Source organism: Acidobacterium capsulatum ATCC 51196, assembly GCF_000022565.1.
Classification (GTDB): Bacteria; Acidobacteriota; Terriglobia; order Terriglobales; family Acidobacteriaceae; genus Acidobacterium; species Acidobacterium capsulatum.
Genome location: NC_012483.1, coordinates 4,066,082 through 4,088,996 on the forward strand (window position 1 = coordinate 4,066,082; position 22,915 = coordinate 4,088,996).

A 22,915-nucleotide genomic window follows, 5' to 3' on the forward strand; every position below is an offset into this window, starting at 1 on the left:
GCTTCGCCTCTCAATGCTCCGTGTCGCCGGAGCGGCGATCTTCGCGCGCCATGGGACTGTCTTGATGCGTTCGCTGCCAGCTCTGTTTCCGCATTGCCGATGGAGCAATCCCCAGTGCCGTCGCTACCTGCATGGCGACGGACCATGAATCACCGCGCGCCTGGGTTGCGTAATGGGTCTGAGCACGGTTCCACTTCTCGCCGAATGCAAACCAGTCGATGGGGTGAGGGGGCGTTCCGGTCTTCAAGGAGCGATCCAGATCATTGAAATAGATTTGCCAGCGCCGATAGTAATAGTCGCGGGTCAACCCAGCCCAGTCCTTGTTTCCATAATCCCGCAGTCCGGCCTCGCTGGCCGTGCGATTTCCCCAGGTGGTGAGAATCGATCGTGCATCGTAGTCAAGACGCCGCTGTTCCGTTGCAGTGGCGGCCCAGGGAGAGACAGCATTGAGCCACGGGCCAACCATAAAGGATGTGTTCGTAGCGAGCAGCTTGTCCTGAAGCATCATCATGCACAGCCATTGCTTTTCAAGCGTTTCAAACCGGGCCTCATGACGGTGATCATAAGCGTCTTTGATTTCCGGCAGTGTCTTCCGGCTCCAGTTTGCGAGTGTTTGCCGTGCAACATCGACGAGATCATATTGATAGGTGGGCATTTCACGCATTCCAGGCGGCGCCTGCAGTAGTTCGGTGAGTGCGGCTTCAAACTTTTTCGGGTCATAGCGGAGACGGTCAGGAGACCACGAAGATGCGGATACCGCATCGAGGCTTGGTTGCGCATCAAACAGGGACTCAGGGGGAGCATCGCGCTCGCCATGATTTGAGACTCCATCGGCACGCGTTCCGTAGGCAGTTTCCATGAGGATTCTCCATGCGCGCCGGGTGTGAGGATCATCCATGCCATAGCGGCGGCGTGCATATTCGCGGGACCAGGTGCGCAGATCTACAGGGGATGTTCGCCACGCCATTTCGGTGAAGAGGTCAAAAGCGGCAGGATTGTTGTCGAGCCCCTCGGAGAACAGTGCTGTACCCTTCATGGTGCTGCCGGCGCGCAATCCCATGCGCGGCAGGCGCACGGCGTAGTCGTAAAGATTGGCTCCAAGGGTGGTGCGGCCGCCAAAGTCCCAGAGTCCGCCAAAGAGATATGCAGCTCCCATGAAATCCCGTTCGCGATTTTCGTGGGGAGTCCGTCCCTGATCGATATCGACGACAAGAAGATGAGAACGATCTACCGCTGATAGCAGAGCGCGTGACGGGTTGTTCTGCCACGCGAGCGTCATCCACATGGCTTGAGGGTGCGCGCGCAGAAGAGCTTTTTGAATTGCTTTGGCTGCAGAGCTGACCGGCACATCTGCCGCCGAGCCTCCTTCCTGAAATAGCTCAATGTCATAGATCGAACTATCTCCAAATAGTTCTTGCTGGTGCTTGTAAAACGATGCGGCGACGGCGGCAAAGAGCGGGTCCCGAGGGTCCAGCCAAGCGGGCCGGCGGAAGCCATTCCAGTTGCCTTGCGGAATCACATGCGCGCCTGGGTGCCGCCGGGCAAAGTCCTCCGGCACCATTCCGAAGTATCCAGGAAAGACCGGCGTAATCCCGAGTTCGCGCAGCCGGCGAATTATTTGTTGGGCAGAGCGAATGCGCCGGTCAAGCAATGAGCGCGAGATGGGCTCATCAAAGCAACACAGATTGCCCATGAGTTGCCAGTTCTGGTGCGCGGGCTGTGTGATCCATGCTCGCATTTCCGCATCGGAATAGCCGAAGTCGCGAAAGGTTTCATAGAGTACGGCCTCCATCCCACGCTCCACCAGCATGGCGTTGATGCCGCTGGCGGCAAATATGTCAATCTCGCGCTGCCACCGGGGCCAGCTCCAATAAGGCGTGGAGTAGCCATCGGTATTCTCATTCAGCGCGTAGCGATAAGGATACGGTGTCCTTCCTTCTATGACATGACGTGGTGCGGGCAGTGGTCCGCGCAAGGTGAGCTGATCGCCATTGGTCGATATCTGCAGGTGCGCCGTGTACTTGAGATACCAGTTCACCGCAAACAAAGCCGCAACATTGCTGGTGGCTGCTACCACAATGTGTCCTCGCGTGCCGCAGATGCGAAATCGCTCACCGCCGCCTTTCCGCTGCAGCGGCAACAGGGTGATCTGCTGCTGCAGTGAGGGAATCAAACGGCGCAGCGCGGCCCGGGCTGGCTGGAGTGGAATCGCATCCTTAGCGGGCACGGCAATCGCAGGAGAAACGGCAAACGGAGAAAATGCAAGGGCAGCCAGCATGAACGCTGGCAGGAGCCGGAGAGGCGGCATCGTCAAAAATGTCCTGTGCTCGTGAGCAGGTTGGGCGGCAAAAGAAATGAGATTGCCGGGCGGAACGGAAATGTTCCCGGTTAAAGACAACTCTGCAGGTGTCATCCACTCTACTTTGTAGGTGGATGACACCCGCAGGTTGGGCATTCCTTAGAAGACGAAGCGGCCTGCAAGCTGCACAATTCGTCCGCCACGGTCTGCCGTCAGGTCGCCGAAGTTGGAGTCCCCAAGAGAGAATCCCGAAGGGGTTGTCGACTCGCTGGCCGCCATGAAGTTGGTTGTGTTCGTCATGTTGTAGGCTTCCAGCCGGATATGAAAGGCTCTCTTTCCGCCGAGCGAAAATATCTTGGAAAGAGAAGCGTCATAGTTACGATATCCGGGTCCGAGCACAGTGTTGCGGCGAAGATTACCCACCGTGCCATTGGCTGCCTGCGTGAAGGCATTCACATTGAACCAATGGACAGCGCTGTTGTTCGGGTCCACCTTGCGCGGACCATTGTTGGCGTTCTGCCCGGCGACTGCGTCAGGGCGCTGACGGCAATTGCCACAGATGAAGCCGTTGTGGGCGCTATCGTAGTTCTGGTTCACGGTGTACCACGGCCCGCTTTCCAGAGTCAGAATGCCTCCGGTCTGCCATCCGCCCAGCAAGGCGTCAGCCACCCGGTTGAGGTGATTCCCAAATCGTTGACCGCGGCCGAATGGAAGTTGGTAAACAAACCCGGTCACCCAGCGATCCGCAATATCCCAGTCGGAGTTTCCGCGCTGCAAGGTGAGCTGCTGATAAGGATAGCTCGCCCGGCCATTGTTACCCACGCTCAGTCCGGCGTTCGTGATGTCGTCGATGTCGTGGCTCCAGGTGAAGGCGCTGATCATCGTCAGTCCATTCCTGAAGTGGCTGCGAAACTTTACACCCAGTGCATTGTAGGTGCCCATGCCCTGGTTCGATGGGCCTTGGATAGCGCTTCCGGCAATCAGATTTCCATTGCTGTCCACGCTCGGGAAGGGTTGCCGCTGCGCGTAGGGAACGGAGCCATCCACTGAGGGGGACGGGATGTTCCAGTCCTGATTCGTATACATGGAAGTGGTCTTCGATCCGATGTAAGAGATGTCCAGCGCGCTTTGGCCACCCAACTGCTGCTGAACGGTGACATTCCACTGCTGAAAGTAGGGTGTCTTGAGCGGTAGTTCCATCGCATAGAGCGTGGGGTCGCCCGGATTGGTGAGGGCATAGCTCGGAAAGCCGGTGGACATGGTCACCGTATTCACGGTTGCGGGATTGGAATTGGGAACCTGAAAACTGTCCTGCAAGAGGAACGGTGTGGAAAAGCCGGGGCTGGGCTCACCATAAAATCCCAGTTGCTCGGGACCATAGTAGAGACCGTAACCGGCACGAAAGACCGTGCTGGGAGTCACGAGATAGCTGAATCCAAGGCGAGGGCCGAAGTCATGGTGGTCCGGCTGCACGCCAAAGTACCGGTTGGAGTGCGTGTCGAGCGTAATGATGCCCTTTGCAACTTGTGCCTGAGTGGCTGAGGGAAAAGACCCCGTATAGCCCGGAATGTGCAGCACATGAGTGATGGGGTCAAGCACAGAGCCGTGATTGTTTGCTTCCCACACCGGCGTCACATAATCCCAGCGCAGGCCCGCATCAATCGTCAGTTTGGTCGTCACCTGCCAGGAGTCTTCTGCAAACAGTGAATATGCGCGGCGCTGATAGTTGTTGGTATGAATGGCGGAGATGCGAGCCATCTCCGGCCGGTCAAGCAGGAAGTCGGCAAACGGGTTACCGGTTCCCGAGTCGGCGGTTCCGCTGGTGTAGTGAGCTGTGTAGTGACCATCAAAATCAAACTCGCCGTTGGGCGCAAACGAGCTGGCCGAGCTCTTGAAAAATACCCAGCGGTACATGCCGCCCAGCTTGATGGTGTGATGCCCCGTGGTCCAGGTGAAGGTGTCGGCGCCCTGATAGGTGCCGTTCAAATCCTGTTCGGAGTAGGCTCCGCCAAATCCGCTGAGATCGCTGTTCACAAAGCTGATCGTGGCCAGCCCCCCGGCCAGGCCGCCCTGCAGCGGAACGCCCGAGATGCCCACCTGCTGATTGACATTCTGGCTGCCGTTGGCCGGTGCGGTAATCCAGTTCAGACGCGTCCAGCCAAACCGCGCGTCGTTGATCATGCGCATGTTCAGCACGTGCGTCCAGCCCGCAACCACTCCCTGCGCATCCGCCATATTGCTGATATCACCGGTCAGCAGCGTGCCAGAGAAAAGTCCGACCTGCGGCAGACTCTGGTGCTGGTACTGATAGCGGCCAAAGACCCTGTCATTAGCGCTGAACTGCTGATCGATGCGCACCGCAACGCGATTGTCGTCGTCATTGACGGGACTGTTGTGAAAGTAATTGGCCGAGCCGGATTGGGGAAGATTCGGAGCCGGGATAGCCGCGGCAATCTTCTGTGCAATGGGATTGATCAGATTTGCCGGAATGGTATTGTTCGCGAAGGGTTGATTTGTGGCCGGATTATAAATCGGGGCGTCGCCTTTGAAATCGCCCGAGGCTTCTGCCTGAGTCGGAATGAAACCACGTACCGGAGATCCCGGCGAGCGGTAGGGCTGCCGTTCAAAATCCACGAAAAAGAAGGTCCGGTCGTGTCCGTTATAAAGCTTCGGCAGCCATACCGGGCCCCCCAGTGAGGCGCCAAAGATGTTCTTCGTGTAGTCGGTTTTGCTGATGCCCTGTGCTTTGTTAAAAAAGTCGTTCGTATTGAAGTCGCTGGTCTGAAAGTACTCGTATCCTGAACCGTGAAAGTGATTGCTCCCTGATTTGGTGATGACGTTGATCACCGCGCCACCGTCCCGGCCAAACTCTGCAGAATAGGCATTCGTCTCGACCTTGAATTCCGCAATCGCATCCAGCGAGGGTTCAATGGCAAAGGTTCGTCCCTCGTTCACATTCTGGTCGTAGCTGTTGTTGTCGGTTCCGTCCAAGACATAATCGTTCTGATATTGAGAGATGCCGTTCGCCGAGAACCCACCGCTTGCCGTGTCGCGAGGGCCTGAAGGTGTCGTGTAATTCACACCGACCGTCAGCACCGCCAACCGGTTGAAGTCACGGTCGCTCACCGGCAAATCATTTTTGAGCACTCCGTGAATCGTTTGCCCGATCGACACATTTTCGGTATCGAGCAAAGGGGCATGAGCGGTGACAACCACATTTTGCTGCAGATTGCCGACCGAAAGCGTCACATCCACGCGGCTGTTCTGCTGAAGCTGAACCGTTACATGCTGAACGATCGTTGTCTGAAACCCCTTGCCGCTGACCGTCACCCGGTAATCGCCGGGCGCCAGAGGCGTCGCCAGCCACGTTCCAATGTTGTTGGTCCTGCCATGAAGTTGCGATTGTGTGCCGGTGTTGGTCACCACGACGGAGGCTGCCTTGAGGGCGGCTCCCGACGTATCCTTCGCGACCACGAGAATGCCGCCGGTGTCCTGTTGGGCAAATGCGCCGCAGACGGCCAATAAGAGGATGCACAGAAGAGAGCCATATCGCGTAAATCTTGTGCCTTGAGCTGACAAGTCGTTCTCCTTGATGCGTACTGGTTCGGTGAGTCAGTTGGGGAAATTTGCGATCACTGGATGCCTGCGGAGAAAGCCGTTCCAATCCACTCCCTGGAGCGCGCGCTTCCACTGCGGTGCGGGCACTCAAGATGACGGCAAATCTCTGCGGGACAGGCACATCATCAAACCACGCCCCGATAGCCGTAAGGTGTTTTCACCGTGGAGCCCTGCGGAGAGGAGTGTGAATAAAGAAGGGAAGTGCATCCAGAGGGTGCCAGTTGAGGATTGCCGGTAAGAATCAGGGGCTGCGAAACGGCAGTTTTAACGGTGTTTAAACCTGTACACCTGCATAATGAGAGTGTTCCTGCCGAGCAGGAACAGGAAACCACTGCGTGCCGTTGACCTGGCGGCCGCAGGCGATGGATGAAAATGGCGTCAAATTCGCTGGAGATGCTGCCTTCGGCTGGCAACGGAAGCATCCTGCTTTCCGGCGATCCTCGCTGGCTGCTCGCGCAGCGCATTGCAGCGAGCGACATCTTCTCGAAGTCGGAATTCCTGCAGAAGTTTCTCCTTCACATCTGTGAGCTGCATCTGCAGGACAGGGACGAAGAAATCCGCGAGCAGAATATTGGTGTGCGCGTTTTCGGGCGAGCGCCCAGCTACAATCCCGGCGACGACAATATCGTCCGCAATTATGCTGTCCAGCTCCGCAAGCGCCTGAACCTCTATTTTGAGCGAGAGGGAAGCCAGGAGAGCTTCCGTCTTGAAATTCCCAGGGGAGCCTACATCCCCGTCTTCCATGCCCGGCCCTCGCTCGCCGGTCCCCAGCCCGCTCTGGCCGCGAGTGCCGAAGAAACTACGCCGATTTCGCCAGCGCCCGGATCCCATCCACAAGTGCCCCCCGCCAGAAAAGACTGGCGGATGTTTTTAATCGGTCTCCTCTTTGCATCACTTCTCTGGGGCACATGCTGGCTCGCCTATACCTCTGCTTCTTCTCCGCCGGCTCCAAAAGTGGCCTCTCGCCCTTTGTGGGCAACCTTGTTTTCGAGAGGACACGATACGTTAATCGTCCCGGCCGACGCCGGTGTGGGCATTCTGCAAAATCTTTCCCAGCAGCCCGCTAGCCTCACCAGCTATTCCAACGGAGAATATCTCTCCAGTGTCAGGGTGAAGAATGCGGACCAGGGAAGCATCGACGACCTGCGCACTCAGCGATACACCAGCATGGTCGATCTGGACATAACAACCCGTCTCTCTCATCTGCCCGAAGTTATTCCGGATCATCTGATCATCCGTTACGCCCGCGATCTTAGGATTGACGATCTGAGAGGCAACAATGTCATCCTTCTGGGAGCCATTCATACCGATCCGTGGATCAACCTTCTGCAGGCCAATCTTAATTTCAAATTTGTCTGCGACCGCCGCGTCAATGATTGCTATATCCTCAACACTCATCCGGCTCCCGGCGAACGGCCGCTCTATCGCAGCAATCTCAAGAGCCCCTATCGCGAAACCTATTCGGTTGTCGCATTGCTTCCCAACCTTGACCACACAGGCTGGATCCTTCTGATCGAAGGGCTCGACATGGCCGGAACCGAGGCCGCCGCCAATATCCTCATGAACGATTCAGCCATGCGACCCGTAATTCAGAAAGCCTTCACCCGGAATGGAAAGCCCCGCGCCTTCGAGCTTCTGATCCAAACCGGCAGCCTCGAAGCCGAGGCTCTCCCCGCTGGGATCGTCGCCGAGCGATTCAGTCAATAGCGCGCACGTACTCCCGTCGCTTCGGGCAGAGTTCCCCAGTTACTCGGGAGGTCACTCCTCTCCGCTCAGACTCCGGCCTGCTTCGACGGGCAGGCTTTCCCCGTGTGCAGATATCCACGATGGTCCGCGAACGAAACCGCCTTCCATCGCAGAGCCGGTCAGAGACGAAGTCCATGGCCCGGACTTGATTCGGCCGCCGCTGTCCGCCCTAGGCGGCTTTTTTCTTGCGGTTGCTTTTGTCTCGATGAATGCGCTCTGAGAGCAGCTCCTTGGCTCGTTCCAGCGAGCGCCGCCGGGAGGCACTGAGTCCCTTGCCGCCGCGATTGATGAAATAGGTGAGCATGCGCAATCCGGAAACCGGCCCCTTCGGCGAAACCCTTTTCGAGGCCAGCTCGCGCGCGATCACTTCCGGCGACTCCGTAAACAGGCCTTCCCGTGGATGCGTGGAGTCGCTGGTGACGTTTTTTACCCAGCGGTGATTCTCCGTTTTCCTGTGCGATTTGTGATGGTCAGAAGCCATGATGTTCCTCGTCGTCTGCATGCTGCCGTGCGCTTGGTGATCTTGAGTGAGGCTTTCACCGCAGGCATCTCAGTGTCTTTTGAAGTATTGAATTTCCCGCTCATGCTGCTGAGCCGCTTCACGAGTGTCGAAGGTTCCCAGGTTGCGGCGCTTTCCGGTGTCAGGATTTTTCTTGCGCGAGTAGATGCGGTATTTTCCTGATTTCAGTTTGCGAATCATTGCAGTCCTTCCTTCTTCAGAATCGGGCGGGCCCGGCGTGGCTACGTAAGCCTACGCTTCATGCGAGCCTCTTTGCAGTAAGGTGGCCCTACGGCGCAATCGGTTGCACGGCTCTCTGGCGGCGGCCATGCTGCGAGTCGTGATCAGCGTAGAGATAAGGGCCGGGAAGCAACGTCTTATTTGTACATCGAATCTGACGCAGCAAGGATTGGTCATAATGGCGCGCCCCTATTGGTCAGGTCAACTCAGAATTTCTCTGGTGTCGTTCGGCATCTCCCTGATTCCGGCGACGGAATCCAAGAGCGAGATTCACTTCCACGAGATTGATCGCGAAACCGGCCAGCGTGTGCGGCACCAGAAGGTGTTGCCAGAGAGCGGCGAAGCGGTTGAGAATCGCGAGATCGTCAAAGGCTATGAATACAGCAAGGGAAAATACATTCCGGTTGAGCCGGAAGATATTCAGAACCTGCGCGTGGCCTCGAGCAAGACGATTGATCTGGAGCAATTTGTAACCGTTGATGAGATTGATCCTGCCTGTTATGAGAAGCCCTATTTTGTGCTGCCCGAGAACGCCTCGCAGGCCGAGGCATTTGCCGTGGTCAGAAAGGCGCTCGAAGAAACCGGCAAAGCCGGCATTGGCAAAATCGCGCTCGCAGGCCGGGAGCACCTCGTCGCTATTTGCGCGCCCGGCAACCCGAGGCTGCTGGGGCTGATGGCCTACACCTTGCGCTTTGCTGAAGAGATGCGGAGCGCGGAGCAGTACTTCGCCGGGATCGAAGCCGGCAAAGTGGACCCTGAGCAGTTGTCACTCGCCCGCGAGCTGATCCAGAGAAAATCGTCTTCCTTTGATCTGAAGAAGTTCAAGGACGAATACGAAACCGCTCTTAGAGAACTGGTCGATGCACGCCTCAAGCATGTCGCGTTGCCAAGGCAGGAGGTGGCGACGGCGCGCGGCAAAGTCATCGATCTCATGGATGCCTTGCGCCGCAGCGTCGGCGAGGAGAACGGGCGCAAAAAGTCTGTCTCCGGCGCGCAGCACCGCTCGCGCCGTAAGTCCAAGGGCGAACAGAAGCTCAAAGTCGTTCGTTCTGGCTCGTCGAGTGACAAGCGGCGCAAGTCTGCCTGAGAACCCGCATGAAAAAGCAAAGCCGCAGGCCGCCGAAGCGCAAATCTATAAATCACGCGGTTCACACTGCGGCTCGAGCCGCAACTCGTTCCAAGAACAAGCCTCTCGCGCAATACCAGTCAATGAGAGATTTTGGCGTGACGCCCGAGCCAAAGGGCGCGGCGGGGAAGCGTTTGAACGCGGGCGCGTTGAGCTTTGTGGTGCAAAAGCATGCGGCCAGTCATCTGCATTACGACTTCCGCCTGGAGTGGCAGGGAGTGCTCAAGAGCTGGGCGGTTGCGAAGGGGCCAAGTTATTATCCCGGCGACAAGCGGCTCGCCGTCGAGGTCGAAGACCATCCGTTAGCCTATGGTGGATTCGAGGGCATCATTCCTCAGGGCCAGTACGGCGGCGGCACCGTGATGCTGTGGGATCGCGGCACCTGGGAGCCACTGGGTGATGCGGCCCGCCAGTTGCGCGATGGCAATCTGAAGTTTCGATTGCATGGCGAGAAGCTGAAAGGCTGCTGGGCGCTGGTGCGCATGAAAGGGAAGTTTGCGGGGCGATCGAAGCCGTCATGGTTGCTGATCAAGGAGCACGACGAATCCGAACGCGGCGACGATGCGCCGGCCATTGTGGACGAAGCTCCGCTCAGCGTAGTGAGTGGCCGGGACATGCAGCAGATCGCCGAGGCTCAGGATGCCGTGTGGAATGCGAAGGGCGCGCAGGCGCAAAGCTCCGCCGCTGCGCATCGTGCCAATGCCCCGAAGCAATCCATGCCCGCCGCACTCCTTCCGCGCGAAATAGCGGCTACTCTCAAGCGCTTGCCCAGCGAGGCGTTGCCGCGGTTTGTGCCTCCACAACTTGCGACGCTCGTGAGCGAGCCGGGGGCTGGTGAGAATCGCGTCTACGAAATCAAGCTCGATGGCTATCGCATCGAGGCGCGCGTGGACAAGAAGGCCGATCCGCCGGTGCAGCTTCTCACGCGCACGGGCCTTGACTGGACGAGCCGGATGCGGCCGTTGGCCGATGCTCTGCTGCGGCTGCCGGTGCAGACCGCCTTGCTCGACGGCGAACTGGTGGTGCTCGAAGAGAAGGGAACGACCAGCTTCGCCAAATTACAGGCAGTACTGAAGGATGACTCCCGGCATTCACTCACATACTTTGCCTTTGACCTGCTGCATCTGGATGGGCATAATCTGCGCGGCGAACCATTGCTCATTCGTAAGAAGATACTCAGCGCACTGTTGACTGATTTGCCCGCAAGCAGCGCGGTGCGCTTCAGCGAGCACGTGAAAGGCAATGGCGAGGAGATATTTCAAAAGGCCTGCAAACTCGGCGCGGAAGGGGTCATTTCAAAGCTCGCGCAGGGCTTTTACCACTCCGGCCGGAGCCGCGACTGGTGGAAGCTCAAGTGCTATCTCGAACAGGAACTGGTCATCGGCGGATACACGCTCCCTTCCAACGGCACCTATGGGGTGGGCGCATTGCTGCTGGGCTATTACGACGCCGGCAAGCTGATCTACGCGGGCCGCACGGGAACAGGTTTCACGCGCGCCACGCATCGCCGCATGCGAGAGCAGTTGGAGGCCATTCGCCGGGGAACTGCGCCATTTGCAAAGGTGGAGCAGGATGCGCGGCGCGGGGCCATCTGGGTGCAGCCGCAGCTCGTGGCCCAGGTTTCATTCGCAAGCTGGACGACCGATGGTCTCGTCCGGCAGGCTGCCTTCAAGGGGTTGCGTGAAGACAAGCCGGCAAAGACTGTGCGGCGCGAAGGGGGACAGATGCCAGAATCGGAAGGAAAGGCGGCGAAGAAACCTCGCGCGAACAGCACCACGGTGCGGTCAGAGCTTCGGCTCACCCATCGCGACAAAGTGCTCGACAAGGATTCGGGCCTGACCAAAGAGGCGCTCGCGGACTATTACGCCAGGATCGCGCCCTTCATGCTGCCGCACATTCAAGGGCGTGCGGTGTCGATTGTGCGCTGTCCTGCGGGCAGTGACCTGAGTTGCTTCTTTCAGAAGCACAACAACCACACGCTGCCCGGCGAGATCGAAAGCATTGAGATTGCGAGCCGCAAAACCGGCAAGGTTGAGCCCTTCCTCACCATCTCAAGCGCAAACGATTTGCTGGTACTCGCGCAAGCCAGCGTGCTTGAGATTCATGCCTGGGGTTCGACGCGCGACTCTCTGGAAAAGCCGGACCGTCTGACGATCGACCTTGACCCTGACGATGCCATCGACTGGAAGACGCTGGCCGGCGCGGCTGTGGAGGTGCGCAAGCGGCTCGCACGCGCGGGGGTGAAATCATTCCTCAAGAGCACCGGCGGCAAGGGCCTTCATGTCGTGGCCCCCATCGAGCCCGAACATGAGTGGCCCGAGGTCAAAGAGTTTGCCCATCGCATGGTGCTGGAGATGGAGAAGGAAAATCCTGACCTCTATCTCACGCGAATGACCAAGGCCGCCCGCAAAGGCAAAATCTACCTGGATTATCTCCGCAACGAACGGGGCGCGACGGCCATCGCGCCGTTCTCTCCGCGAGCGCGCCCGGGAGCGCCCGTAGCGCTGCCGCTGCGCTGGTCTGAGCTCAAGTCGGCGGAGCGGCCCATCTTTCGCGTGACGGAATTTGACGGCTGGCGTAAGAGGCTCAAGGCTGATCCATGGCGCGGCTTTCTGCAGCTGCATCAGAGTTTGCGTCTGCCTGAGGCCGCCCGGGTGAGTCCAGGAGGAAGATAGCGCTAACAGCAATTGTGTCTGGAGCGGGTAGTGTCACTGCCGCTGCGGGCCAGCGCCAGAGTCTCGATCCATTGGGGATTGACCAGCAAGAACAGCCCGTCACGGTCGTACACATTGAAAGGCTTCTCGTTTGCACCTCCGCCGACTTGAGCGAGTCCGCATGGCGCAAAACCTAAAGTCCTCGAGGGGCTTCGAGTCCAATAACTTTTGAGGCAACATCTATTCGGCTATGGAATAGATGGCCTCGAACTGGAACGCTAATGTGGTCGTAAACGAAAGCAGGGGCGACCGAAGTCACCCTATCAGTGGAAGAGTTGGACTACACATTCACTGCCACTCTCTTCTTCATCTTGGCCTCGCTAGTCGAAGGCTTCGTCTTGCTTGAATTTCGTCGGAGAATGGAGCCTGCCTTTGACGTTTTGCGGACCGGAAGTGGGGCAATCAATAAATCTGCTGAGATGCCCAATCCTCCTCGCACACGACGGACCATCTCCAAAGTCAATGCACGCTTTCCAGTCAAGATCTCCGACACCCGCGCTCGGCTTCCAATCATAGGCTCAAGATCTTTCCGGCTCAGTTGACATTGCTCCATTTGGAATCGAATGGCAGCAACGGGAGAAGGCGCATCAATGACATGATGCTTCGCCTCGTAGGCATCAGCTAGAGTTGCCAATACGTCCAGTTCGTCACCTTCGGGAGTATTGGGCGAAGCGCTCATGAGAGTCTCAATGCGCGCGACTGCACCACGGTGATCCTCTTCAGTTCGGATTGGATGCCGGACCACAACTTTGTCATATGCGCTGGGAGGAGTTTCCTCCATGGAACTGGCCGAAGTGGCGCGCACTGAACATGCTGATGAGCAGGGCGCCGAGCCCGAGCGGAACTACATGAAGCCACGAGCGGAAATGAAAGTCGCCGACATGGGCAATCAGCAGGTAGGCAATTCCCGCGTTCAAGAACCCCCACAGCACATTGATAGTGGATGAGGAGAGCCCTTCGCCCGGCGGCTTTGCAAATGGACTCTGGAAGGCGCGCCCCATGACGCCGGAAACAAGGTGAGGGACGGCGTTTGCCGCGAATGCGCCGCCAAAGAAGTAAGACACGAGCCAAAGCCAGTTCATGCTGTAAGACTCCTTTTCGTAAGCAGAGAGATAAGTTCCTGTGTCGTTCCCGTCTCCTCATGGCGAGGAAAGATATGTCCGGTGCTGTGTGGGATCAAGAGCAGTAAGGGGTATGGCGGTTTCTCCTGGGCGTGAAGGCTCGTCATGAGAAAGAAAGGGAAGCGAATCAATCCTCGGTCAGCTTTGTCAGCAGCCTCAGAGCTGCACGAAGTGTTTCCTGCTCGCGAGCAGAAAGCTTTTCCGAGATTTTCCGCGCGAGCCAATCCTGCCTCGCGGCGCGCCCCTGTTTAAGCCACTTGAGGCATTTAGGCGTGAGAGACATCAGAGTCTGCCGGCCATCCGTCGGGTCGGGTGTACCACCCACCAGACCTGCCTGCTGGAGCGGCGTGATCACGGCGCTCATAGACTGCGGACGCATGCCTTCGGCCCGTGCCAGGCTGGAAACCGTGGCCGGGCCGCCTTCTTCCAGACGGAGTACAACGGATATCTGCGAAGGCGTCAGATCGCCGTGTTTTCCTTGCCCGCGAAGATGCAGCTTCACCTTGCGGAATACAGTACGGATCTCAAGGGCGATAGCGGATGCGGGTTCGTTGTCAGCAGCCGGGCCAGAGCGGGTCATGAAACGAGTATGGCACATATACAGTCTACCTGTAAAGGTAGACTGTATATGTGCCATGCTGAAAGCCCGTCCGCGCATTTCCGCAGGACCGGGCATCGCGGAGGCCGCTACGGTTCCCATTGCCGTCGAGACAGCGGCTTGCAGCATGCTTCGACGCTGAAATAGGAGGCGGGAGACGGATGGGGGGATTCGCTCTCCGAATGACTCTGGCCTTCACGCAGAGGAAATGTCGATTCGTGGCTGATCCATGACTCGACGAACGGGCTCGACGAACGAACGCGCGATTTGCTCCAGGTCAATGAACGATACCAGGGGACGGGCCCTTATCTGTTCCGTTCGCGGTCGCGGCAAAAAAAAATGAGACGCACTGAATCTATTTCTCTTGAGGTTCGCATCTCTCCTCCGAACTGAAAGCCTTGTGCTTTTGAGGAGGAAGTTGCGTCGTGCCCTTATCCCGCCGTTTCGTTCGTTCCATCGTTTGCCAGCCCTTGCTGGTGGCCGTCTCCCTGTTTGCTATCGTCTTCTGTTCGACGGTGTCTGCATCCACTACCCTGCCGGATACGCCCGTAGGCAGACTTGGCAAGGAACTCATTCATCATCTCAATACAGATAGCTCTGCACAGATGGCGCTATGGCTTCCGAGCATCCTGTCTTCGGGCATTCCGAGTGACGACCGCACTGATTTCATCGATCAGATGGCGCTCGCCGCACGAGACAGCTGAGGGCTCGATATCCTCGATGTTCAAGTGGATTTCGGCAATCAACCGGGTCTTCTGGTCATCCCGGTTCGGGGGCGTAAAAGCGGCCGGTGCGCGATGTTTGGTCTGACCGCCGATAGAAGAGACCCCGGCAAATTGATTCAGGCGCAGGTCATTCCATCAGACCCGCCCGGTCTTTATGCCGGCTGGCCCGATCATGCGGTCACGCACAAGGAGATGGCGCGCCTGATCCATGAGAAGCTGGACACGCTGGTCCGCGCCGATGATTTCTCCGGCTGCCTCACTGTAGCAAGCCGTGGAGTCACGCTTTTCCACGAGTGCCGCGGCCTTGCCGAGCGCAACTTTCGCGTGCCCGTCAGCTCCTCCACAAAGTTCCGCGTCGGGTCGATCGACAAGATGTTCACCGCCGTCGCCATCGCGCAACTCGTCGAAGCAGGCAAGCTCTCCTGGAACTCCACGCTTGCGCAGCTAATGCCTGAGTATCCTGATCGTCAGGCTGCCGCACAAATTACGGTGTGGCAGCTCCTGCATCACACCTCGGGGCTCGGCGATATCTTTGTTCCCGAGTACTTTGAGCATCGCGAAAAATACCTAACACCGGCGGACTATCTCGGCCTCATCGCCCGCCAACCCAAAGTCGGCAAGCCCGGCCAGCAGTGGTCTTACAGCAACGCCGGCTTCATACTGCTTGGCCGCATCGTCGAAGATGTTTCAGGCGAAAGCTACGTGCACTACGTCGGGCAGCACATCTTTGCGCCTGCCGGGATGACCTCCACCGGCTTCAGCAGTATCGCCGACGTAACGCCGGAGCTGGCAACCGGCTATTACCACGAAGGACTCTTCTCAACCGCCTGGAAGGCCGCCTGGCTGGACGACATCTTCATGGGAGGCCCGGCCGGCGGCGGATACTCCACCACGACAGATCTCATCCGCTTCTCCGAGGCTCTTCGCTCCGGCAAGCTGGTGAAGCCCGTCACGCTCGGCAAGATGTTTTCCAACGAGGTGCCAGCCGGCCCCGGAGCAGAAGCCGCCGGCTTCGGTGACCGCGTCTCGCACGGCTGCCACATTCGCGGCCACGCCGGCGGCATCGAAGGCACCTCTGCCGATCTCGCTATCGTTTGGGAGGCGGGCGCAACTGTCGCCGTCACCAGCAACGAAGGCGAATTTCGCACGCCTATCATGCTGGCCGAGCAGATCGCCGATCTTCTCGCGATGGAAGCGAAGAAGCCGTAAGCGTCTCGTGGAACTTACGGCCCATAGAAATGGTACATATCATCAACACGACTGATTGGAGCAATCATGGATCCCGCATCACCCGCATCTGTCTTCGTCCCGCTCTTCGTACTTTTTCCTCCGGTTCTGATCGTCCTCTGCGTTCTGTACTATCGCTACCGGCGCACGCAGGAGCGCTACAAACTCCTTGTGCAACTGGCGGACAAAGGGGTCGAGCTTCCACAGCAACTACTCGTCGAACCGCACGTCGAGTACTCCGAACGGCGCAGGGCTCTTGTGCTGATCAGCGCCGGCCTGGGCCTTATGGCGATGTTTGCCGCGTTGCCCTTCCGGTTCGACAGCGGCACCAGCGTCCAGGGATTCTGGCCTCTGGGCCTGCTTCCGCTGATGACGGGTCTGGGCTATTTGGCCAGTTGGTGGCTGAATACTCGAGAGAGTCCGCGTGCCTGACCTCGATGCGGAGGCGCGCATCGATCAAGCGCTGATCGCTCGAGTTCTCGCCAACAACGATGAAAACGCGTTTGCAGAGCTCGTACGGCGTCACCAGGGAATGGTGCGCGCTCAGTTGCGCAGTTTATTGCCGCGCGATCACGCTGGCGCGGACGATATTGCGCAGGAGACCTTTTTGTTGCATGGAGAAAGTTGCATCAGTTTCGCGGGGATGCCCGGTTCTCTACCTGGCTCTACCGCATCGCATACTCCTGCTTTCTTCAGTCCCTGCGCAGGTGGGGCTCCGCATGCGAGCGCCAGGCAGAGGAAGCCGTCGAGCCAGGTCCCGCGTCTCCACCTGCCATGGAGCTTAAAATCGATATCGACCGCGCCGTGGGGCAACTCTCTGAGGGTGAGCAGCGAGTGATCTTACATTGCGTGCAGCTTGGCTTGAGCCACGAGGAAGCAGCCTACGTTTTGGCCATGCCGCTTGGCACGGTGAAGACGCATGCGGCGCGCGGCAAGGCGAAGCTTCGAGCGCATCTGACAAACTGGCGGCCAGGCGTTCATTCCCGATCCAGAATGCTGATAGCTCGACTGGCACCATCGGGCCAAGACGCTCATGCAGCGATAGAGCCATCGTTGGATCTGTCGATTTATTCTTGGCGATATGCCACTGGCGGATACCGGCTGCCGGGCTCTCCACTTCATCAGAAGAAGCCAGCGAATCACTCGGAGCGGAGCGTGATCGACGGATCGACCCGTGCGGCTCGCCATGCGGGCACACAGCAAGCGATGGCCGCGACAATCATCAGCAGTGCCGTTGTGCCAGCCCACGCGAGGGGATCGAAAGGCGAGGTCCCGAAGAGCAGCGAATTCATTACTCGTGCGGAGGCTGCGGTTCCACATAGCCCTATGGCCACGCCGAACGCCGTGAGCTGCATTCCGTCACGAACAATCAAGCCCAGGATATCTCTGTGGCTGGCGCCGAGCGCCGCCCTGATCCCAATCTCGCGGGTACGCTCGGTAACACTGCCGGAAAGCACGCCATAGAGCCCGACGGCTGCCAGTATCAACGCCGCGACGCCGAAGGCCTCGAAAATAATCAGAATAAAGCGCCGCTCGGCTTCGGCGGTCGTCATCATGCGATCCATGGTCATGATGCGCACGATGGGTTGATTCTTGTTCACCGACCAGATGGCAGCCTTGACGGCAGGGATAAGTGCCGCCGGATTTCCGCGGGCGCGAATTACGAACGATAACGTATCGTCCGCGTACCAGGTCTGTTCCTCCGGAATGTAGACAGCATCTTCCTGGTCAATCGCAAGAGACGTCTGTTTTACGTCGCCCACGACGCCCACAACGCTGTACCAGGGCCGGTTTCGCGGCCCTACATGAAGGCGGCTGCCGAGCGGGTTGCGACTACCGAAATGCCGCCGGGCGAGGGATGCGCTGATCAATACTGCCTGAGGAGCATTCGCAGTATCGTGCTCGTCGAGCAGGCGGCCCTGAAGCAGAGGAATGCCCATCGCCAGACAATAGCCGGGGCTGACTGCATAGCGAAATACGTTGTAGCCGCTTTGAGATCCCTGATCCTCAAATTGAGCTCCGTAGGTTCCTATCGCGGTCGGGTCGTCACTGAGGGGCAGAAAACTTGTGAAGGCCGCCTTTTGCACGCCGGGCACACGCCGCACCGCATCGAGCGCCTGCTCAAAAAAGCGGCGGCGAGCGCGATCTCCAGCTTCCGGCGCCGAGGGCAAATTGTCGAATTCATGACCTGAAGTCGCAACCTGCATGGTGAGCAGATGCGAGGATTGGAAGCCCGGATTGACGCGCAACAACTGCTCCATGCTGCGCAGGAGCAATCCGGCACTGACGAGCAATACAAGCGCCAGAGCAACCTCCGTTACGACCAGCAGACGCCGTGTCCAGAGGTGCGAGCCGGCGATGCGGCTCGAGGATTGCCGGAGTCCAGTGTGCATATCGTTCCGCGAAATATGCAGCGTCGGAACAACTCCCGCGACGAGGCCGATCATCGTCGTGATGGCAAAAGCGAAGAGATAAGCTGGGAGGTCGAGATGGATAGCATCGAGGCGGGGCAAGTCGGCCGGGCTCAGCGCGACTATGATGCGCACGCCCCCAAATGCGGCTGCGATTCCGAGCACACCTCCGAGGACTGACAGGAGCATGCTCTCGGTCACGAGTTGGCGAAGGATGCGGCGCTTCGATGCGCCCAATGCACCCCGCAAGGCAAACTCCCCGAAGCGCTGGCCGCTGCGTGCTAAGAGCAGATTGACGACGTTGACGCACGCGATGACCAGCAGAAGGATCACTGCGCCCAGCACTGCCAGAAGCGCCGGCCTCACTGTGTGCGCGACGTCCTTCTGTAAGGAATCGATAATCAAACCATGATCGAGCGAAGCCCAGCGAGGACGAGGAAATTGCGGCAACGGCGTATGCGCAATCTGATCCAACTCGCTAATGGCCCGGGCACGAGCAACGCCCGGCTTGAGGCGGCCCACCATGCGCAGATGATTGCCCCATTCCCAGGAGTTGAAATCGCGAGTGATCTGCTGCTGATCGTATTGAGTAGGCGTCCAGAGCTCGGCCGAGGGTGAGAGAACATCCTCGAATCCACGTGGCATCACGCCGATCACGGTGTAGTTATCGCCATCGAGCTTGATCTGGCGGCCGAGGATCGCGGAATCGCCGTGGAAGAGATTCTGCCAGAGCCGATTGCTCAGGATAACGACTTTGGAGCCGTTCGGGCCTTCTTCTGAGGCGCGGAAATCGCGCCCGAGCGCGGGAGCCACTCCCAGAACGTGAAAGAAGCCGGCACTCACGCTTTGTCCGTCGAGCCGTTCCGGCTCAGTGCCGCCCGTGAGCGCAGGCTGCCATGGCTCAAAGATTGCCATCGTCTCGAAGGAATGGCTGCGCTGTTGTAACTCGCGGAAAATGCCAAAGGCGATGTCCGAACGCGCGCCCTCATACTCATTCCAGATGGTTAGAATGCGACCGGGATGAGGATAGGGAAGCGGCTTGAAGAGAATCGGATTCACGGCGCTGAAGATGGCGGTACTGGCGCCGATACCAAGTGCAAGCGTAATCGCACTAATGACCGCGAATCCCGGATTTCTGCACAACTGGCGGGCGGCAAAGCGAAGATCGGAGAGGAAGGTTCTGACGCCATTCTCCCATCCATAGGACTGCACTTGCTCTGCGGCAACGACTGGATTTCCGCATTCGAGGCGCGCCGCCCGCCGCGCTTCTTCTTCGCTGAGACCGCGCGCCCTCCAATCGGCGGCTGCCTCCTCAAAATACTGCCCAATCTCCTCGGTGATTTCCTGATTCCGCATTCTCCGGCGAAGGAGTCCGCCGAGTCCCCGAGCAGCATGGCGCCAGATCGACATGCGTTACGCTCCTTCCCGCAGCAAACGTGCGATTGCCGACGAGCGGCGCGTCCAATCAGCAGTCTCAATCTCCAACTGCTTCTTGCCGGCGCGGGTGAGTCTGTAGAACTTCGCACGGCGCGAATTTTCAGTTTGGCGCCACTCTGATTCCAGCCAGCCCGAACGCTCCAGCCTCTGGAGTGCAGTGAGCAACGAGCCGGGATTCACCTTGAAAACCCCTTGCGTCACCTGCTCCACCCGGCGCGCGATTCCGAAGCCATGCAGGGGCTGCAAGCTCAGGGTTTTCAGGATCAGCATGTCGAGAGTGCCTTGGATGACATCGGTGTTCTGGTCGCTCATAGAAACTGACCTTAGCGCCTGTTCATTATGATTGTCAAGATGTGTCAATCAAAGGTAGACGGCGATTCAAGCTCCGGCTTCGGCCTCGATTCGACGCGTGTTCTCACACCGGCGCAGTCGTCTCTTCTTTGGCGATTTCAGCCCGATGTGTTCTTCCAGGAAAATTCCTGGCGCCCGTTCGTTCAAATTGGCGAATGGGAGTTTGCATCGATGAATTGGTGAGAGGCTACGTGCCATTCGACTTCAGTGGAAACTCAGCTTGCGCGATGTAGAAGAGCTGGAGTGCCCGGCAAATTCTGTACCAGATGAGATGAGACAAACTGGGACAGTCGGCTGACTGCATGGAAACCTCGATAGTGGATCGCAGTTCGATCTTTTCATGGCAAATCACCGCAAGCCAGGCAAGTGAAGAGCAAGCCCCCGGCCATACTTAAACTGGACCCACCGCCAACTTTGCGTCTGGCTCTTTACGGGGGCCAGACGCGACCGTAGGCTTGGGCCTCTGAGAACCCATCAACCCCAGCCGCCGTGTCCTCAGTGGAAAGGTGTGGGGCACGGAGGAGGGAATCGCATGCACGGCAGTCATCCTCGAATCCTAATCACATTGTTCCTCGCATTCCTGGCCCACGGTGCCGTCGTCGGGCATCCCCCCGGCGTTCCTTCTCCGCCGCCAACGCCCGTGAAATCCACAACGCAGGTGCTGCATGGCGTTTCGATCACCGACCCGTATGGCTGGCTCGAAGACCGGCACTCGCCTGCCGCTCAAAGATGGATTGCCGCCCAGCAGCATTACACCGCGCAGATGCTTTCAGATCGCCACGGCGTGGCCGCGCTTCGTCAACAGACTCAGAAGCTCATTGACCAGGAGCAGCCGCACCAGGTTCTCATCCGCAACGGGATCGTTTTCATCGACCGCAAGCCCGCCGACAGCCCGCTCTCCGCCATCTACATGCGTCACGGAGACGCTGGCCCGGAGTGCCTCCTCGTCCGCTCCACGGCGGAACGCAGCGTCGAGCTGCTCAACGTCTCCGTCAACGGAAAAATCCTCGCCTACGGACTACGCCGCGGCGGACGCGACCAGCTCAGCATCCGCTTCCTCGATACCCGCACCGGCCACGAGCTCACCGCCGATACCCTCCCAGAGGCGCGCTATCTCTACTGGTCGATGCCCATCACATCCTCCGGCTCCGCCGTCTACTACCTCAAGTTCACAGCCAAGGGCCCGCGGATGTATCGCCATGTCTTTGGCCAGCCACTCACGGCCGATGCGCTCATGTTCGGTCCAGGAAAGGGTATCTCCGCGCTCGGACCATCCGATATCCTGTCTGCTTCGCTCTCGCCAGACAATCAGTGGCTTCTCGTCACCGTGCTGCACGGCGCATCCGGATCCACTGATCTTTATCTCAGGCACCTCCATTCCTCCCAGGGGTTTGTTCCCATCGTCACTGGCAGGAATGCCATCTTTAACGGAGTCCTCACCAACCGCACTCTCTATATCGAGACCGACTGGCACGCGGGCCGGGGCGAGGTTTTCACCGCGACGATGCCTCGGGTGAGCTTCTCTCACTGGAAGCTGCTCATTCCGCAACTGACCGATACTACCATCCAAAGTCTCTCGCTCACCTCGCACAATCTGGTGCTCAACGTAATTCATAACGCGCATTCCGAGCTGCGCAGCTACACACTTACGGGCAAGCCCGCTGGCAAGATTCCTCTTCCTGGCCGAGGCTCCGTTGCGGGTGTAAACGCGAGTCCTGCTGACCCGGAACTCTCTTTCTCTTTCACATCTTTTCGCATACCCACGGGCTTCTATCGCTGGACCCCCTCCGGAGTGCGCCCCATCGACGTCCCTCCGTCCCCGCCTGGCCTGCATCATCTTCAGGTCCGGCAGGTCTGGTACAGGTCCTCCGGCGGCGTTCGCGTTCCCATGTGGATTGCCAGCCGCGCTGGCCTCCGGCCAGACGGCGATCTCCCCGTTCTGCTCCATGCGTATGGTGGATTCAACTGGGCGCAATTGCCCGAGTTCACTCCGGAAGAGGCTCTCTGGATCGAGCAGGGCGGCGTATTTGCGCTGGCAAATATTCGCGGGGGCAACGAATTTGGCCAGGCCTGGCACAGTTGCGGAGACCTGGCGCACAAGCAGAACTCCTTCGATGACTTCGTCAACGCCGCGCGTTGGCTTATCCGGAATCACTACACGCGCCCCGCGCGTCTGGCCATCCAGGGCATGAGCAATGGGGGCCTGCTCGTCATGGCCTCTATCACGCAGCACCCTGAGCTGTTTGGCGCAGCCATCGGCCGCTACCCTCTCATCGATATGCTGGGATTTGAAAGCTTCGGCATCGGCAAGTGGTGGACCAGCGAATACGGTTCCATTCACAATGCTGCACAGTTCCGGACGATCTATGCCTACTCGCCCTATCAACATGTCGTAAAAGGGACTCGTTATCCGGCGGTTCTGCTCATCACCGGCGATGGAGATACCCGCGTCGATCCCGCCAACTCGCTCAAGATGACCGCGAAGCTGCAGGCTGCCACCGCATCCGGCAAACCGGTCCTGCTGCTCTACGACTCCGCATCAGGCCACTCCGGTGTCGCTGCCCCGTCGGTGGAGATCCCCCAGATCGTCAACGAGCTTGAGTTCCTTGACTGGCAACTCCACGTACCCGTCAAAACCCGGTAGCTCTTGTAATGCAGCGCGGCCCGTAGGTTACTCGCCGCTTTGCGCGGCCTGGAGGATCGCCCCGCAACATGCCGGAGCGCCATCCGTCCGCACCTTCCGCCGATTCGTTTGTCTCTGGCAAGCCACCCTGCAAGTGATAACAATACGCCAGAAAGCAGT

At 58.7% G+C, this 22,915-nt stretch carries 16 protein-coding genes and 1 pseudogene; 8 read left to right on the plus strand and 9 right to left on the minus strand.

Features of this window, described 5'->3' with window-relative positions:
- Positions 1-10: 10 nt before the first annotated feature.
- Positions 11-2,278, minus strand: a complete 2,268-nt coding sequence (locus ACP_RS16750; RefSeq protein WP_169306006.1) for an alpha-N-acetylglucosaminidase — start codon at positions 2,276-2,278, stop codon at positions 11-13.
- Positions 2,279-2,458: 180 nt separating this feature from the next.
- Entirely contained in the window at positions 2,459-5,878 is a 3,420-nt protein-coding gene (locus ACP_RS16755; RefSeq protein ID WP_015898527.1) for a TonB-dependent receptor, read from the minus strand.
- 411 nt (positions 5,879-6,289) lie between these two features.
- On the opposite strand from ACP_RS16755, the gene ACP_RS16760 reads away from it, so the two are divergent.
- A complete protein-coding gene (locus ACP_RS16760) occupies positions 6,290-7,624 on the plus strand; it encodes a hypothetical protein (protein WP_052294853.1) in 1,335 nt (444 codons plus the stop codon).
- 208 nt (positions 7,625-7,832) lie between these two features.
- Here the strand turns inward: ACP_RS16760 and ACP_RS16765 are convergent, their stop codons facing one another.
- Complete coding sequence (locus ACP_RS16765) at positions 7,833-8,165, minus strand: DUF3175 domain-containing protein (protein ID WP_052294854.1); 333 nt, start codon at positions 8,163-8,165, stop codon at positions 7,833-7,835.
- Positions 8,166-8,213: 48 nt separating this feature from the next.
- Positions 8,214-8,363, minus strand: a complete 150-nt coding sequence (locus ACP_RS17940; RefSeq protein WP_015898532.1) for an AP2/ERF family transcription factor — start codon at positions 8,361-8,363, stop codon at positions 8,214-8,216.
- Between the two features lie 208 nt (positions 8,364-8,571).
- Here ACP_RS17940 and ku point away from each other — a divergent pair, with 208 nt between their 5' ends.
- Both ku and ligD read left to right on the plus strand, forming a co-directional pair.
- On the plus strand, positions 8,572-9,489 hold the full coding sequence (gene ku, locus ACP_RS16770) for a non-homologous end joining protein Ku (protein ID WP_015898533.1): 918 nt from the start codon (positions 8,572-8,574) through the stop codon (positions 9,487-9,489).
- An 8-nt stretch (positions 9,490-9,497) separates the two neighbouring features.
- On the plus strand, positions 9,498-12,203 hold the full coding sequence (gene ligD / locus ACP_RS16775) for a DNA ligase D (RefSeq protein WP_052294855.1): 2,706 nt from the start codon (positions 9,498-9,500) through the stop codon (positions 12,201-12,203).
- Positions 12,204-12,522: 319 nt separating this feature from the next.
- Here the strand turns inward: ligD and ACP_RS16780 are convergent, their stop codons facing one another.
- From ACP_RS16780 to ACP_RS16790, 3 genes are all read right to left on the minus strand, one after another.
- Positions 12,523-12,921, minus strand: coding sequence for a helix-turn-helix domain-containing protein (locus tag ACP_RS16780; RefSeq protein ID WP_202944480.1), 399 nt, complete (start codon positions 12,919-12,921; stop codon positions 12,523-12,525).
- Positions 12,922-12,994: 73 nt separating this feature from the next.
- A complete protein-coding gene (locus ACP_RS16785) occupies positions 12,995-13,324 on the minus strand; it encodes a hypothetical protein (RefSeq protein WP_015898536.1) in 330 nt (109 codons plus the stop codon).
- 166 nt (positions 13,325-13,490) lie between these two features.
- A complete protein-coding gene (locus ACP_RS16790; protein ID WP_052294917.1) occupies positions 13,491-13,943 on the minus strand; it encodes a MarR family winged helix-turn-helix transcriptional regulator in 453 nt (150 codons plus the stop codon).
- 443 nt (positions 13,944-14,386) lie between these two features.
- Between ACP_RS16790 and ACP_RS18505 the strand changes: the two genes are divergently transcribed.
- From ACP_RS18505 to ACP_RS18905, 4 genes and pseudogenes are all read left to right on the plus strand, one after another.
- Positions 14,387-14,665 (plus strand): hypothetical protein, encoded by a 279-nt coding sequence (locus ACP_RS18505; protein ID WP_015898537.1) that lies wholly within the window; start codon positions 14,387-14,389, stop codon positions 14,663-14,665.
- Positions 14,666-14,758: 93 nt separating this feature from the next.
- Complete coding sequence (locus ACP_RS16800; protein WP_015898539.1) at positions 14,759-15,895, plus strand: serine hydrolase domain-containing protein; 1,137 nt, start codon at positions 14,759-14,761, stop codon at positions 15,893-15,895.
- A gap of 66 nt (positions 15,896-15,961) precedes the next feature.
- Positions 15,962-16,345 (plus strand): DUF6249 domain-containing protein, encoded by a 384-nt coding sequence (locus ACP_RS16805; RefSeq protein ID WP_015898540.1) that lies wholly within the window; start codon positions 15,962-15,964, stop codon positions 16,343-16,345.
- Positions 16,346-16,687: 342 nt separating this feature from the next.
- Positions 16,688-16,846, plus strand: a pseudogene (locus ACP_RS18905) (RNA polymerase sigma factor); the annotation flags it as partial.
- A 206-nt stretch (positions 16,847-17,052) separates the two neighbouring features.
- Here ACP_RS18905 and ACP_RS16815 read toward each other — a convergent pair.
- Both ACP_RS16815 and ACP_RS16820 read right to left on the minus strand, forming a co-directional pair.
- Positions 17,053-19,734: an ABC transporter permease gene (locus ACP_RS16815; RefSeq protein WP_015898541.1), complete on the minus strand. Its 2,682-nt coding sequence runs from the start codon at positions 19,732-19,734 to the stop codon at positions 17,053-17,055.
- Positions 19,735-19,737: 3 nt separating this feature from the next.
- Positions 19,738-20,073, minus strand: coding sequence for a PadR family transcriptional regulator (locus ACP_RS16820; protein WP_041839713.1), 336 nt, complete (start codon positions 20,071-20,073; stop codon positions 19,738-19,740).
- A 679-nt stretch (positions 20,074-20,752) separates the two neighbouring features.
- Between ACP_RS16820 and ACP_RS16825 the strand changes: the two genes are divergently transcribed.
- Entirely contained in the window at positions 20,753-22,756 is a 2,004-nt protein-coding gene (locus ACP_RS16825) for a prolyl oligopeptidase family serine peptidase (protein ID WP_041839714.1), read from the plus strand.
- The last annotated feature ends 159 nt before the right edge of the window (positions 22,757-22,915 follow it).

What these genes read in the sequence shown, in the direction of transcription:
- ACP_RS16750 (WP_169306006.1), bottom strand. Translation starts at nt 2,278, where the DNA reads ATGCTGGCTGCCCTTGCATTTTCTCCGTTTGCCGTTTCTCCTGCGATT.
- ACP_RS16780 (WP_202944480.1), bottom strand. Translation starts at nt 12,921, where the DNA reads ATGAGCGCTTCGCCCAATACTCCCGAAGGTGACGAACTGGACGTATTG.
- ACP_RS16785 (WP_015898536.1), bottom strand. Translation starts at nt 13,324, where the DNA reads ATGAACTGGCTTTGGCTCGTGTCTTACTTCTTTGGCGGCGCATTCGCG.
- ACP_RS17940 (WP_015898532.1), bottom strand. Translation starts at nt 8,363, where the DNA reads ATGATTCGCAAACTGAAATCAGGAAAATACCGCATCTACTCGCGCAAG.
- ACP_RS16815 (WP_015898541.1), bottom strand. Translation starts at nt 19,734, where the DNA reads ATGTCGATCTGGCGCCATGCTGCTCGGGGACTCGGCGGACTCCTTCGC.
- ACP_RS16790 (WP_052294917.1), bottom strand. Translation starts at nt 13,943, where the DNA reads ATGACCCGCTCTGGCCCGGCTGCTGACAACGAACCCGCATCCGCTATC.
- ACP_RS16765 (WP_052294854.1), bottom strand. Translation starts at nt 8,165, where the DNA reads ATGCAGACGACGAGGAACATCATGGCTTCTGACCATCACAAATCGCAC.
- ACP_RS16820 (WP_041839713.1), bottom strand. Translation starts at nt 20,073, where the DNA reads ATGAGCGACCAGAACACCGATGTCATCCAAGGCACTCTCGACATGCTG.
- ACP_RS16800 (WP_015898539.1), top strand. Translation starts at nt 14,759, where the DNA reads ATGTTTGGTCTGACCGCCGATAGAAGAGACCCCGGCAAATTGATTCAG.
- ligD (WP_052294855.1), top strand. Translation starts at nt 9,498, where the DNA reads ATGAAAAAGCAAAGCCGCAGGCCGCCGAAGCGCAAATCTATAAATCAC.
- ACP_RS16805 (WP_015898540.1), top strand. Translation starts at nt 15,962, where the DNA reads ATGGATCCCGCATCACCCGCATCTGTCTTCGTCCCGCTCTTCGTACTT.
- ACP_RS16760 (WP_052294853.1), top strand. Translation starts at nt 6,290, where the DNA reads ATGGCGTCAAATTCGCTGGAGATGCTGCCTTCGGCTGGCAACGGAAGC.